Origin of the sequence: Flavihumibacter fluminis (genome assembly GCF_021491375.1) — a bacterium.
Lineage (GTDB): Bacteria > Bacteroidota > Bacteroidia > Chitinophagales > Chitinophagaceae > Flavihumibacter > Flavihumibacter fluminis.
This window is the reverse complement of sequence record NZ_JAKEVY010000001.1, coordinates 417,529-432,174: the sequence shown is the minus strand read 5'-3', so window position 1 is coordinate 432,174 and position 14,646 is coordinate 417,529. Positions and strand designations below refer to the sequence as shown.

The 14,646-nt window shown below is 44.1% G+C and carries 12 protein-coding genes; 9 read left to right on the top strand and 3 right to left on the bottom strand.

The features are described 5' to 3' along the window. The first annotated feature begins 146 nt into the window (after positions 1-146). From L0U88_RS01995 to L0U88_RS01980, 4 genes are read left to right on the top strand one after another with little or no spacing between them, the layout of a single operon-like run. The gene (locus tag L0U88_RS01995) at positions 147-2,123 is read left to right on the top strand and encodes a T9SS type A sorting domain-containing protein (RefSeq protein ID WP_234863928.1); all 1,977 of its coding nucleotides are present in this window, start codon (positions 147-149) and stop codon (positions 2,121-2,123) included. 21 nt (positions 2,124-2,144) lie between these two features. Next, positions 2,145-2,693, top strand: a complete 549-nt coding sequence (locus L0U88_RS01990; RefSeq protein WP_234863927.1) for a T9SS type A sorting domain-containing protein — start codon at positions 2,145-2,147, stop codon at positions 2,691-2,693. 26 nt (positions 2,694-2,719) lie between these two features. Continuing rightward, positions 2,720-6,871, top strand: a complete 4,152-nt coding sequence (locus tag L0U88_RS01985) for a beta strand repeat-containing protein (RefSeq protein ID WP_234863926.1) — start codon at positions 2,720-2,722, stop codon at positions 6,869-6,871. A gap of 6 nt (positions 6,872-6,877) precedes the next feature. Continuing rightward, positions 6,878-7,144 (top strand): hypothetical protein, encoded by a 267-nt coding sequence (locus L0U88_RS01980; RefSeq protein WP_234863925.1) that lies wholly within the window; start codon positions 6,878-6,880, stop codon positions 7,142-7,144. A 61-nt stretch (positions 7,145-7,205) separates the two neighbouring features. Here the strand turns inward: L0U88_RS01980 and L0U88_RS01975 are convergent, their stop codons facing one another. Continuing rightward, on the bottom strand, positions 7,206-8,441 hold the full coding sequence (locus tag L0U88_RS01975) for an isocitrate dehydrogenase (NADP(+)) (RefSeq protein ID WP_234863924.1): 1,236 nt from the start codon (positions 8,439-8,441) through the stop codon (positions 7,206-7,208). Between the two features lie 103 nt (positions 8,442-8,544). Here L0U88_RS01975 and L0U88_RS01970 point away from each other — a divergent pair, with 103 nt between their 5' ends. Next, positions 8,545-9,138 (top strand): Crp/Fnr family transcriptional regulator, encoded by a 594-nt coding sequence (locus L0U88_RS01970; protein ID WP_234863923.1) that lies wholly within the window; start codon positions 8,545-8,547, stop codon positions 9,136-9,138. 4 nt (positions 9,139-9,142) lie between these two features. Further along, positions 9,143-9,754, top strand: a complete 612-nt coding sequence (locus L0U88_RS01965; protein WP_234863922.1) for a Crp/Fnr family transcriptional regulator — start codon at positions 9,143-9,145, stop codon at positions 9,752-9,754. On the opposite strand, the gene L0U88_RS01960 is transcribed toward L0U88_RS01965, so the two are convergent. Further along, positions 9,755-10,429 (bottom strand): metal-dependent transcriptional regulator, encoded by a 675-nt coding sequence (locus tag L0U88_RS01960; RefSeq protein WP_234863921.1) that lies wholly within the window; start codon positions 10,427-10,429, stop codon positions 9,755-9,757. It lies immediately after the preceding gene. A 97-nt stretch (positions 10,430-10,526) separates the two neighbouring features. On the opposite strand from L0U88_RS01960, the gene L0U88_RS01955 reads away from it, so the two are divergent. The 3 genes from L0U88_RS01955 (at position 10,527) to L0U88_RS01945 (ending at position 13,645) form a co-directional block, all read left to right on the top strand. Further along, positions 10,527-11,501, top strand: coding sequence for a hypothetical protein (locus L0U88_RS01955; RefSeq protein ID WP_234863920.1), 975 nt, complete (start codon positions 10,527-10,529; stop codon positions 11,499-11,501). A 69-nt stretch (positions 11,502-11,570) separates the two neighbouring features. Continuing rightward, positions 11,571-13,235 (top strand): alpha-glucan family phosphorylase, encoded by a 1,665-nt coding sequence (gene glgP / locus L0U88_RS01950; protein ID WP_234863919.1) that lies wholly within the window; start codon positions 11,571-11,573, stop codon positions 13,233-13,235. A 77-nt stretch (positions 13,236-13,312) separates the two neighbouring features. Continuing rightward, positions 13,313-13,645: a PKD domain-containing protein gene (locus tag L0U88_RS01945; RefSeq protein WP_234863918.1), complete on the top strand. Its 333-nt coding sequence runs from the start codon at positions 13,313-13,315 to the stop codon at positions 13,643-13,645. A gap of 193 nt (positions 13,646-13,838) precedes the next feature. Here L0U88_RS01945 and bamJ read toward each other — a convergent pair whose 3' ends face one another. Further along, complete coding sequence (bamJ, locus tag L0U88_RS01940; protein WP_353620624.1) at positions 13,839-14,588, bottom strand: BamJ family beta-barrel-assembly machinery protein; 750 nt, start codon at positions 14,586-14,588, stop codon at positions 13,839-13,841. Between the last annotated feature and the right edge of the window lie 58 nt (positions 14,589-14,646).

Here is a 14,646-nt window from a genome sequence, read left to right as displayed (position 1 = left end):
AAACAACTGTACCTCACACCAATTCTCTTTGCCGACAGCGGGGAATAAAATTCGCCCCCAACTTTTTCAATACTAGCTTTTCTGGATCTATGTAATCTGACGATCGACTTTTGTCGTATCTGTATTTTTCATTTAATCCTGTATCCATGAAAAAGCTACTATTACTATTGTCGCTATGCATTGTTGGTAGATTTACCACAACTGCTCAAATCACCACTGCTGGGTTAAAAGCAAGTTTTGGTGTAGATGGAGAGTTGCGCGCTCCATTTTTAGGAGCAGCCCCCTTATCTCCATCAATAAGTCACGATTGGTTTACAAATTCCACTGGTACTCAGCGTTTTATGATTGATACTACGGGTGCGGCTTACTATGTTGCACGTTGTAGTACCGATATGGCCTTCAGGCGTCTTCCCTTTTTCCGTACGATGCGCTATCCTGCATTAAGCATTCTGGACGGCCGGAGGTTGATTGATGCGGTTTACATCCGTGACTATCATGGAGCCGATTCCACTGTATATGCAATGTCCAATAAAAATGGTGGTAGTCCCCAGAACTGGACAGGAGCAGTTGATGGGAACATACCCCAGAAAAATGATATCCTTGATATCATGGTGCATGTAAGAAGGGCAGGTAGTTCCAGTTATCATACCGTGGCCGATTCACTGTTTTTTATTGGGGGAATTGCAATTGATGCTACTTCAGGCAGCCGTTATTTTGATTTTGAACTCTATCAGACAGATATATATTACGATCGGGCTACCCAGAGTTTCACTGGGTATGGTCCGGATGCAGGTCATACCAGTTGGCAATTTGATGCTGTAACTGGAGCAGTGACTGTCCCAGGGGATGTTATTTTCTCAGCTGAATTTGGTGGAAGTGGGTTGCAGGACCTGGTTGCAAAAATCTGGGTTCATAAAGATGCACTCCTGATAAACAGTCCGAATTTTAACTGGGATGGTTCTTTTGACGGAGATGGCTCAGGTGCTACCTATGGTTATGCAGGAATCCGGCCCAAAAATGGAAATTATTTTTACAGTGGGCTTCAGAATAATGCGGCAACCTGGGGAGGACCGTATAAAGTAATCCGTCGTGATAATAGCATGCAGAATACCTATGATGCTAACCAGTTTCTTGAGTTCTCAGTAAACATGGGTACTCTGGGTTTGGACCCTATCAACCTGCTTGGAGGTGGAAGTCAGTGTGATATGCCATTCCGCCGTATTCTAGTGAAAACCAGGTCTTCAGCCTCATTTACCGCTGAATTAAAAGACTTTGTTGGTCCATTTGATTTCTTCAATTTTGATGCTACAGATGCCTATGCCGATATACCTATGATATGTGGTGATGAAACCGTCAGTACGTTGACCGTTATCAATCCATTGCCGTCATCTGTTTATACCTGGAGTACACCGGATGGAAACATCATTAGCGATACTGTTGGGTACAGTATAACTGTTGATACACCAGGAACTTATATCGTTCGTCAGCAATTATTAAATGGATGTAATATTTATTCCCAGGATACGGTTATGGTAATGGAAACTCCCAATTGTGGTATTCTTCCGGTCAATCGAATGCAGCTAAAAGGCCAGTTGATGGGAGAGAAGGCACAACTAAGTCTCGAACTCTCATCCAATGAACAGGTTGAGCAATTGGTAGTTGAAAGAGCTGAAGATGGGAAATCATTTTACAGTGTCAAATTGCTGTCTGCCAGTAGTATAAATGGATATGCTGACTATAAAATGGATGATAATATCAGTGCAATCGTTTCAGGTCAGGTATTTTACAGGATTAAAATTTTACGTAAAGATGGAACGGTTCGCTATTCCAATACCATCAAACTGACACTTGCCAAAAATGAAGGCCAATTTCAATTGTTTCCCAATCCGGTTCGTACTTCTACGAGCTTATCCATAGTAGTTTCTAAAAATCAATTGGGTACAATTAAAATTTTTAATGCAGTTGGTGCGTTAATGCAACAGAAGCCTGTTCAACTGGTTGCAGGATTGAATACGATCCTGCTGGATGGTTTTGAAAACTGGAGCAATGGTATTTATCCGATCCAGGTAACCGCAGACGAACAGGTTATGACACAGAAAATGATTCTGAGTCGTAAAAAATAAGGACCTCAAGAAATCCAAACTATGTTTTGCACCAAACAATTAAAACCATTGGTGGCGGCATGCGGACTACTGCTTTGTTCTTCCCAACTGGCCAAAAGCCAGGATCTTTCCACTGCCATTGTGAATATTGGTGGTGGTCAGTTCAGCAATGACAAACTGGTCATTGAATGGAGTGTGGGAGAATTGGTACGGGTTGACACCAGGCAGTCAGAAAACAAGGCGCTCATTTTAACGCAGGGACTGCTTCAGCCTGATTTAGGGCGACAGCTCATTCTCGCTTCCGATCCAACATTTGCTCCGGGAGAGGTAAAGATTCTCCCCAACCCCGTAAAATCTCTGTTACAGGTTCAGTTATCTGGCAGACAGGCTGGCTATATGCGCTGTATGCTATATGATGAAAAAGGAATCCGCTTAACCCAGGCTGGCTTTCAATATTACGGCTATGGATTTACCCAAACCATCAATATGACCCGATTAGCAGCCGGTAATTATTTTTTATATGTTGAATTAGAGCCAGTTACCGGATCGCAAATCAAAAAAGGTTCCTATAAAATAGTTAAGATCAACTAACCCCTTTAACCGCAAAATCCAATTCCATGATAAAACAAGTTTTGCCATTTATGGTAGGCCTGTTTTTGTGCAGTTCCCTGATGGCACAGGTGCCAAAACAGATCAATTACCAGGGTATCGCAAGAAACACGTACGGTACCGCATTATCCAATCACACCATCAACCTTCGTTTAACAATCCGGGAAGCAAATGCAAGCGGAGCTGTTATTTACCAGGAAACCCGTTCCGTAACCACCAACCAGTTTGGGCTTTTTTCAACTGCCATAGGTGGTGAAGGAGCCAGTTCTGTTTCCGGTTCATTAAATGGAATCAACTGGTCCACTGGAACTGCCAAGTTTTTGCAGGTTGAAATGGACCCAAAAGGAGGCAGCCAGTTTGTGGCAATGGGTACTAGTCCGTTGACCAGTGTACCTTTTGCCTTCAGAGCAGAATCTGCCAATCCCGTTGGAGCAGCCGGAGGGGACCTGAATGGAAGCTTTCCCAATCCAACTATAAAAGACGGTGCTGTATCCGGATCAAAAATTGCAAACAACAGCATTACCGCTGATAAACTGGCAGATGGTGCGATCACCGCCGCTAAACTGGCTCCTGGTGTAATACCAAGCTCACTTCCCGTGAGTGGAACAGCAGGTGGCGACCTTACAGGTACCTTCCCGAATCCAACTATCGCAAACAATGCAGTGGGTGCGACTAAAATTGCGGATGGAGCAGTAGGGGCAGCAAAGATTGCCGATGGTGCGGTTGGAAATGCCAAACTCGCTTCCAATGCAGTAGCCACTTCCAATGTTCAGGATGGTGCGATTACCGCTGCCAAGCTTGCCCCGGGTGTGATTCCATCTTCCTTGCCAGTGAGTGGCACAGCAGGAGGGGACCTTACCGGTACTTACCCCAATCCAACCATCGCTAACAATGCGATCAACTCTAATAAAATTTCTGCTAATGCAGTAACCAATGCCAAACTCGCAAACAATGCTGTAGCCACCTCCAATGTGCAGGATGGTGCAATTACGGCTGCCAAGCTTGCGCCTGGTGTAATACCAAGCTCACTTCCCGTGAGTGGAACAGCAGGTGGCGACTTAACCGGTTCCTATCCAAACCCAACCATCGCAAACAATGCAGTGGGTGCAACTAAAATCGCGGATGGTGCAGTTGGTAATTCCAAACTGGCTGATGGTTCTGTAAGCACTGCAAAGATTTCCGATGCAGCAGTGAACTCCAATAAACTGGCTGACAATGCTGTCAGCTCCAACAAAATTGCTGCTAATGCAGTGACCAATGCAAAACTGTCAACCAACGCTGTAGCCACTGCCAACGTACAGGATGGTGCAATTACGGCTGCCAAGATTGCTCCTGGTGTAATTCCATCTTCCTTGCCGGTAAGCGGCACAGCAGGTGGAGACTTAACTGGTACCTATCCAAACCCAACCATCGCAAACAATGCAGTGGGTGCGATTAAAATCGCAGATGGTGCGGTAGGTGCAGCTAAGATTGCCGATGGTGCAGTTGGAAATACAAAACTTGCTTCCAACGCCGTAGCTACTACCAATGTGCAGGATGGTGCGATTACAGCTGCCAAGCTTGCTCCTGGTGTGATTCCATCCTCCCTGCCGGTTAGTGGAACTGCAGGTGGTGATCTTTCAGGCACTTATCCGAATCCTACTATCGCAAACAATGCGGTTGTTGGAACTAAAATCTCGGATGGTGCAGTAGGTAATACTAAATTGGCAGACAATGCTGTCAGCTCCAATAAAATTGCTGCCAATGCAGTAACTAATGCAAAACTTTCAACCAACGCTGTAGCCACTGCCAACGTTCAAGATGGTGCGATTACGGCTGCCAAGCTTGCGCCTGGTGTTATACCAAGCTCACTTCCCGTGAGTGGAACAGCAGGTGGTGACTTAACTGGTACCTATCCGAACCCAACTATCGCCAACAATGCGGTTGTTGCAACTAAAATTGCGGATGGTGCGGTAGGTTCAGCAAAGATTGCAGATGGTGCAGTTGGTAATACCAAACTGGCTGATGGTTCTGTAAGCACTGCAAAAATTACCGATGCGGCTGTGAACTCCAATAAACTGGCAGACAATGCTGTCAGCTCCAATAAAATTGCTGCTAGTGCAGTAACCAATGCAAAACTGGCAACTAATTCCATCGCCACTGCCAATGTGCAGGATGGTGCAATTACCGCTGCCAAACTTGCGCCTGGTGTGATTCCATCTTCCTTACCAGTGAGTGGAACAGCAGGTGGTGATTTAACTGGTACCTATCCGAACCCAACTATTGCAAATAATGCAGTGGGTGCAACTAAAATTGCCGATGGTGCAGTTGGAAATGCCAAACTCGCTTCCAATGCGGTAGCTACAACCAATGTGCAGGATGGTGCAATAACCGCTGCCAAGCTTGCGCCTGGAGTTATTCCATCTTCCTTACCAGTAAGTGGAACAGCAGGTGGTGACTTAACTGGTACCTATCCGAACCCAACTATTGCCAACAATGCGGTAGTTGCAACTAAAATTGCAGACGGTGCGGTAAGCTCAGCAAAGATTGCAGATGGCGCGGTTGGTAATACCAAACTGGCTGATGGTTCAGTAAGCACTGCAAAGATTACTGATGCGGCTGTAAACTCCAATAAACTGGCAGACAATGCTGTCAGCTCCAATAAAATTGCTGCAAGTGCAGTAACCAATGCTAAACTGGCAACCAATTCCATTGCCACTGCGAATGTGCAGGATGGTGCGATTACGGCTGCCAAGCTTGCACCGGGTGTGATTCCAACCTCCTTACCGGTAAGTGGAACTGCAGGTGGTGATCTCTCCGGTACCTATCCAAACCCAACTGTTGGAAGGATCAATGGAGTAGCTGTATCAACCACTGCTCCCACAGTTGGCCAGGTACTTAAATATAATGGAACCCAATGGGCCCCTGATGCGGATAATGCAGGTGGTGGAGGATTGACTTTTCCTTTCACCAACACTACTAATGTTCCTGGAGAAATGTTCAGTTTAACGAATTCCGGAAATGGAACCGCTATAGCCGGAACGAACAATTCAGCCGGCCCAGCAGCCATTGGTATTGCTGGAAGAATCACCAATGCTGCTCCCAGTTTTCTTGCGACTGGTCTGTTCGGGGAAGTTTCAAGTACTACCACAAGTAATGGATATGCTGTGTTTGGCAGACATCGTGGTGGCGGAACTGCTATTATGGGTGAATCTGCCGGTGGGGTAGGAGTGTATGGTCAATCTACTGATACCTACGGTGTGGTTGCAAGAAGTATTAAAGAACCAGCATTATATGCTTCAAGTGTAGAATCGGCTGCTGCAAAATTTGAAAATTTCAATCTCTCTAATTTTGCTGAATTGTTGACATTAACTAACGACAATGGTGATGGGATAAATGCTTTTTCAAATGTTGGCAGAGGAATTATGTCAATGACGCTTACTGATCAGTTTCCTGCTATTGAAGGAGCAAACTATGGAAATGGTATTGGCATTTATGGTACAACCATATCCAATATTGCTGCTGGGGTAACGGGTCGAAATGATGACACCTATGCAGGTGTACATGGATATGCTCCATTTGGAATTGGCCTGTTAGCTGAAACCAATGTGGAAGGTGGGGTAGGAGGTATTGGTATTAAGTCTGTAATTGGACAGACTGGTTCTGCCACTCATGCAGTTTTTGAAACCAATGGTGCCAATGTGGCTCGTATTGATGAAAATGGTCGTGGTTTCTTTAATGGTGGAACTACTAATTCCGGTGCCGACGTTGCTGAATTATTCGCCGTTGTAGGAAACAGAAATACGTACGAGCCTGGTGATGTATTGGAGATTTCAACTACCGATGACCGTAAGATGGTTAAATCCAGCGGAGCTTATTCTACCCTGGTAGCGGGAGTATACGCAACGAAACCTGGTTTGTTACTAACAGAAGAAAATGCAACAGAAGGCGACCTCAGTTTTGGTGTACCCATGGGCGTTATAGGGGTATTGCCAACTAAGGTTTGTATGGAAGGCGGTGCTATTAAAAGAGGTGACCTGATTGTTACCTCCAGCATTCCGGGAGTTGCCATGAAAGCTGATCCTGATAAAGTAAAAGTTGGACAGGTGCTGGGTAAAGCCCTGCAGGATTACTCCGGCAGTGGTATTGGAAAAATAAATGTATTAGTAAGCGTAAAATAAGAACGTATGAAAAATATTCTGATTCTGAGCGGGACGCTCCTGTTTCTCAGTATATCATTAGATAGTTCGGCTCAGCAAAAAAGACGCCTGAGCAGGGCTGAGTTACAGGCGAAACAGGCCAACCTCCCTCACAAAAAACCTATGATGTCCAAAGCTGAAGCTGAAGCCATAATGGCAAAGCGCAGAATGGAAGCCCGTGAGAACAAAGTAAAACAGGAACGCATGAAAGCGGAACTCCAGCAACGCGAAAGGTCTGTTGGAAATCGTGAATAAATTCAACTAAAATAAAAAGCGCCTGATGATTCAGGCGCTTTTTTATTTTAGGTTAAGAAACTTAAGCTCCCAGTTTCTTACGAAGATTTTCATCAATAGCATCCAGGAATTCCTGTGTGTACAGGAAGTGTTCACCGTGTTTTACTTTATTACCATGGATACAAACAGCCAGGTCCTTGGTCATTTTACCGCTTTCAACTGTTTCAATACAAACGGCTTCCAGTTTGTTGGCAAAATCAATCAATTCCTGGTTATTATCCAGCTTACCGCGGAACGCAAGTCCTCTGGTCCATGCGAAAATCGAAGCGATTGGATTCGTAGAGGTTGGTTTACCAGCCTGGTGGTCGCGATAGTGACGTGTTACTGTTCCATGTGCAGCTTCTGATTCCAGGGTTTTGCCATCCGGTGTAATCAATACGGATGTCATGAGTCCGAGTGAGCCAAATCCCTGTGCAACCGTATCGCTTTGTACATCTCCATCGTAGTTTTTACAAGCCCATACGAAATTGCCATTCCACTTCAATGCACTTGCCACCATATCGTCAATCAAACGGTGTTCATACACGATACCAGCAGCATCGAAAGCAGTTTTGAATTCATTCTGGTAAATCTCTTCAAAAATATCTTTAAACCGACCATCGTATTTTTTCAGAATGGTATTCTTGGTGGAAAGGTATAAGGGCCATTTTTTGCTGAGTGCCATATTGAAACAGCTGCGTGCAAAACCTTTGATACTTTCATCTGTGTTATACATCGACATGGCTACACCATCTCCTTTGAAATTGAATACCTCAAAGGTTTGGGGTTCTCCACCATCTTCAGGAGTAAAGGTCATAGTGAGTTTGCCTTTTCCTTTAATCACCGTATCAGTTGCCCGATACTGATCACCGAATGCGTGTCTTCCCACAATAATCGGGGCTGTCCAGTTGGTAACCAGCCTGGGAATATTATTAATAACTATTGGCTCACGGAAAACCGTACCATCGAGGATATTTCGGATGGTACCATTCGGGCTCTTCCACATCTGCTTCAGGTTAAACTCCTTCACCCTTGCCTCATCCGGCGTTATGGTTGCACATTTGATACCTACGCCGTATTGCTTGATTGCATTTGCTGCATCGATGGTAACCTGGTCATTGGTTGCATCCCTGTGTTCAACTCCGAGGTCATAATATTTTATATCCAGTTCCAGGTAGGGCAGGATAAGCTTGTCCTTAATAAATTGCCAGATGATCCTGGTCATTTCATCGCCATCCAGTTCTACCACCGGGTTGGCTACTTTAATTTTTTTAGTCATGGTTGCCTGATTTATGTATGCAAGGTTGCAAACCTACTGCAAATGCGTAAAAATTCAAATGATAAAAATATCAAATGCCGGATTCCAGTAATTTTGTGTTGTTATGAAGCTGATGGGGACGAATGTATTTGCCTATATTAACCGGTTTGTGGAGTTGACTGATGCCGAGCGAAAAGTACTTCGTCAACAGATACAAATCATGACCTGTGTACCGAAGCAGGTGCTGACCAATATCGGAGAACTGGAGCAACATACCTATTTTATTGAAAAAGGCCTGGTGCGAAAGTATTTCTACCGTGGCCAGGAGGAAATTACTGTTCAGATTTCGAAGGAAGGTCAGCTTATCAGTTCATCCGTTTCCTTTCTTTCCGGTGTGCCTTCCGACTTTGTGATTGAAACCATGGAGCCCTGTACCCTTGCTTTTATTACTAAATCCGGAATGGAAACCTTGTATGAGTACAGTGTCAAATTTGAAAAAATGGGCCGACTCATCATCCTAGAATGGATGTTGTTGAAAGAAAAAACTGATACTTTTAGAATGATCAGCAGTCCGAAAGAACGATTTTCCCAGTTTATTAGAGAGAATCCGGATCTTCTTTCACGGGTACCACAAAAATACCTGGCATCCCTTTTAGACGTAAAACCGGAAACCTTCAGCCGGTTTAAAAAACAATATATCCTAAATGGAGAGGAGTAATTGCATGAAATCTTCAGCCTTACAACCCTATCAACCGGCAATTCAGGAACTCTTTGCTTATATGAATGCCTATTGTGGCATTACAAAGGAAGAGTTTAAAATCATGACCAGTTACTTTATTGTACGAAAACTGGATAAAAAAAGCCTGCTTATTCAGCCTGGAGAAGTGGATCATTATTTCAACTTTATTGTGAGCGGAGTGGTTCGGAAATTCATGCGGGCAGGAAAGAAAGAATTCACCCTTCAATTATCAACAGAAGGACATTTCATTCATGCCGAACTATCCTTTCATACCGGCAAACCGGCAGATTGCTATATTGAAGCCATCGAAGCCAGTACCTTTCTTTCCATTCATCGAGAAGACCTTGAAAAGCTTTATACTGAAATTCCTGTGCTGAACAAGCTGGCAAGACTAATGGTATCGGAAATGTATATACGAAAAGAACTACGGGATTTATCACATTTTCGACTTACAGCCAGGGAACGATTTTTACAATATATCCACAAACACCCCGATATGATGCAGCGGGTATCGCAAAAGTACATTGCATCTTATCTGAATATCAAACCAGAAACCTTCAGCAGATTGAAACACCTGGTCCGCCAGCGGAAATGATCAGTCTGTTTCATCCTTGGCCCAGGCAACAAATAAATGAGCCGCAAGTTGTTCGCTGATGGTAACCGGAGGGCCACCCTGAACTGTTATCTGCAAGGAATGGTCAAATCGAAACCGGTTCGTAATTTTTAAACGGGTTCCTATTTCTATCTGGTGATGCCTGAGTAAATCAAGCATATCGGCAGACTGGTTGGAGACGCTGATAAGATCGGCAGAAACGCCAATCGGAAGGTCCAGTAAACAGCGTTTTTCTATTTTGGGTACAATACCGGCAGCATCAGGTATAGGATCACCATGCGGATCCGTTTTGGGCCTGCCAAGAAATTCATCCAGCCGGTCGATCAGTTTTTTACTGCTGATATGCTCCAGCTCTTCAGCTATTTCATGCACTTCTTCCCAGCCAAATCCCAGCTTTTCCACCAGAAAAAATTCCCATAGGCGATGTTTTCGAATGATTTGCAATGCCAGTTTATTTCCCGAGTCAGTCAGTTTTACTCCCTTATATGGTTCGTAATGGATAAGTTCCTGCTCATTCAATTTTTTAAGCATATCTGTTACAGAAGCCGGTTTGGTTGCCAGCTGCCGGGCCAGTGCATTGGTGCTCACAACCGGATCTTCCTGTTCCAGGTGGTAGATTGCCTTGATGTAATTTTCTTTACTGGTGGAGTACTTCAAAGGGATAATTTTTAGGCGAAACTAAAAAAAAATAAAGGACAAAAAATGGGAGCTATTTGAAATAAACTATTTTAGCGACTCAAGGAAAACCTGACCAATGCATTGGAAAAACCGTCTGCTTATTGTTTGTTTACTGCTTGGGATGGCTGCCTGTACCTCCAAAAAGAAGCAATTATTGGATACCGAAGAGGTGGTCGTTACTGAATTCATTGATTTTTTTCCAGAGATCAAACTTCCTTTCCATTTGTCGGATACAATGTTGGTAAAGAAGTCACCTGATTCACTCCGAATCGGCAATAAAATCTTTTCCCAATTTGTTCCAGACTCTGTTTTACAGCCGGTTTTTGGCAAAAAAACCAAACCCCAATTGTATCCAATCGGAAAAATTGAAATAAAAGATGCTGAAACGTATATCCTGGTGAAATCGGTATTAGGCACAAAAAGGGCGGCCCATGCGCTTGTTTTTGAGCAGGATTCGTTCAAGTCTGCGCTGCCACTGGTAATCAGTACTTCCACTCCAACAAGTAGCGAGCAGAGAGTAGCCAATATTGATAGTCGCCATACCATAACCACCGTTCGGCAGCGTACAACTCCTGATGGCCAGGTCCTGTATCAAAAAGATGTCTTTATATACAATCCGGAAGGAATTTTTATGCTAATTCTTACGGAATCCAATGACCAGGCAAACAAAAAAGGAAAATTGATCAATCCGATTGATACCCTGCCAACTACTCATAAACATACGGGTGATTATTTGGGTGAAACCCGTAATCTGATTTCCTTCCGCGACAGTCATAGAAAAGGATATCTTAGTTTCTTTATTCATTTTGAAAAAGATAAAGGAGCGTGCATTGGAGAGCTGAAGGGGGATGCACAAATTACGGGGGCAAATTCCGCCAGGTATACGGAAAACAACGGTCCTTGCGTTATTGATTTTACATTCTCGGGTAATACTGTTACTATGAAAGAATTGGAAGGCTGTGGTTCTTACAGGGATATCAAATGTTTTTTTGAAGGAAGATATACCCGAAAGAAAAAAACCACTGCCCCAGCTTCCCGTAAAAAGAAGTAAATGACCTTAATTCCAGTGAATACTTTAAATTGCGTACTTAATACACATTCGACAAATCATTGATGCCATATGAGTTTTAGAAATTTCAGTGTTCCCTACCAGGGAGATGATCGTTATTCAAAGAAAGTGGCCTATTTCTCCATGGAATTTGCAGTTCATCAGCCGTTAAAAATTTACAGTGGTGGACTTGGTTTCCTTTCGGGCTCACATTTGCGGAGTGCTTATGAGTTAAGGCAGAACCTGATCGGTATCGGAATTCTCTGGAAGTTCGGCTATTATGATCAGGCCCGTAACCAGGACCAGACCCTCCAGGTTACCTGGATGGAAAAACAATACAGTTTCTTGCAGGATACCCATATAAAATTTCAGATTTCCATTCATGATCACCCGGTTTGGGTGAAAGTTTGGTACCTGCCACCAGATACCTACCAGACAGCTCCTTTATTCCTGCTGAGTACTGACCTTCCTGAAAACGATTATGTTTCACAAACCATTACGCATCGTTTGTATGATGCCAATGTGGCAACCAAAGTGGCACAATTTATTCTCTTAGGTGTTGGTGGTGCAAAACTGCTGGATGAAATCGGATTCAATCCGGATGTTTACCATCTGAATGAAGCACATGGCATCAGCGCTGCATTTTACCTGTATCGCCGTTTTGGGAACAACCTGGAAGAAGTGCGTAAAAGATTGGTCTTCACTACCCATACGCCGGAAGAAGCCGGAAATGAAAAGCATGATATTTATCTCTGTCATAAAATGAGTTATTTCTGCGGATTATCGCTGGATGAAGTCAGACATCTGACAGGCATACAGGATGATCAGTTCAATCACTCCCTGGTGGCATTGAGGTTTGCCAGGAAGGCCAATGGTGTATCCCAGTTGCATGGTCATGTTTCCAGAGCGATGTGGGAAAAACATTCGGGAACCTGCCAGATCATTTCCATCACCAATGCGCAGAACTGGAGGTATTGGGCAGATAAGCAATTGTATCGCTTTATGGAAGAAGGGAATGATCATATGTGGGACGACCGGAAACGTTACCTGAAGCATCGCGCTTTTGAGATTGTGGCTGATCAGACCGGTAAGCAATTCAATCCGGATGTTTTCACCATTGTTTGGGCACGCCGTTTTGCAGGATACAAACGTGCCGATCTGATCACCCGTGATGCCGAACGTTTCACCCGCCTGCTGGAAAATTCAAAATATCCGGTACAGATTATCTGGGCAGGTAAACCCTATCCGATGGATTATCCGGCGATCAATGATTTCAATCACCTGGTTCATTTAAGTCGGAAGCATAAAAATATGGCCGTGGTTGTTGGGTACGAACTGGCCCTATCCAAAAGAATGAAACAGGCAGCAGATTGCTGGCTTAATAATCCACGTGTTCCAAGGGAAGCATCCGGTACCAGTGGAATGACTGCCGCTATGAATGGAGCCGCGAACTTTAGTACCGATGATGGCTGGATCCCGGAATTTGTGAATCATGGTAATAACGGATTCGTAATTCCAAAAGCGGATTATGCCAATATGAATACCCATGAACAGGATGAATACGACCTGCATATGTTATACCGGATTCTGGAAGAGCAAATCCTTCCGTTGTATTATCAAAACCGGGATACCTGGAGACAGGTGGTGAAGAATGGGATGCGCGATGTTCGGTACCAGTTTGAAAGCAACCGTATGGCTCATGAATATTACGAGCTGATGTACAACGCCGGGTATTAAGAAGCTTTTAGCATTGTGAACGGGGAATTGGCATAATAATAGCAACGGATCAGGCGTTAAAGATAAAAATCCGTACTATGAATCTGATCCTTCTGACAGCTTCGCTGTTATTATCTTCTGCCTTTTCAAAGAATGGCAATATTCCCCCCACTGCTAATGCAGGAGAGGATGTAGTTGTATCAAGCTCAGAGTTTATTCAGCTTGATGGAACTTCCTCCAGAGAGCCAGATGGTATTATATCCAGGTATCATTGGGTACAAACCGCCGGTAATCCCGTAGAAATAGTTAATCCGGGTGCTGCCATTACAGCCCTCAACAATATTCAAAAAGGATCCTACAGTTTCCGCCTCACTGTGATGGATGATAAAGGTGGGGTGTCGAGTGATGAGGTGAGGATTGATGTGAAGTGAGATGTGAGATGTGAGATGTGAGACGTCAGACGTCAAACGTGAGACTGAAAAAAGTTAAAATAATAAAGCCCGCAACAGTGCGGGCTTTTTTTATTTTGACTTTTCACGTTATTTCACCTTTCACTTCTCACATCTGACGTCTCACGTTTCACTTTATTTCACTTCTCACATCTGCCGTCTCACGTTTCACGTCTCACTTCACTATCTCAATCAACTCCACATCAAATATCAACGTAGACCCCGGGGCAATTTTGGCTCCGGCCTGCTGATCACCATAGGCCAGGTCAGCTGGAATAAACAGCTTCCACTTACTGCCAACAGGCATTAACTGCAGGGCTTCAATCCACCCGCGAATTACCCCATTAACGGGAAAATCAATTGGCTGACCACGATCCACGGAACTGTCGAATACAGTACCGTCAATCAGGGTTCCATGATAATGGCATTTAACCTTATCGGTCAGTCCGGGTTTGGGACCTGTACCTTCCTGGATTACCTGGTACTGTAGCCCGCTTGGTAATTCAATCACGCCAGGCTTGGTTTTGTTGGCGGCCAGGAATTCTGCACCTGCTTTTCTGGCAGCAGCTGCTTTCTCTTTCTTTAATTGTTGTAAATAATTGGTAATACTCATATTCATTTGTTCTTCCGTGAGTAATGTTTTCTGATTCTTTAATGCATCGTTCAAAGCCCTGGAAACCAGTTGGGTATTGATGTCTGAAATACCCTGGTCTTTATAAAAATTGGCCAGGCTCATGCCGATGGCATAACTCATACTGTCTTTAGCATTTTTCAAAACCGGAGCAACCGGAGCAGCAGGTTTCTTCACAGCTGCCGAAGTCGACGGTTTTTTTGCTGGCGCAGGTGTCGCTGGTTTTTTAGTTGTTTGACCAATGGATACGGCAGTCCATAGGAGTAGAGCGGAGGATACAAGAATTTTATGCATAGTTTCTATTGAAACAACGAAAATACTATCCTTTTTAACATTAATTGTTGGCCGTATA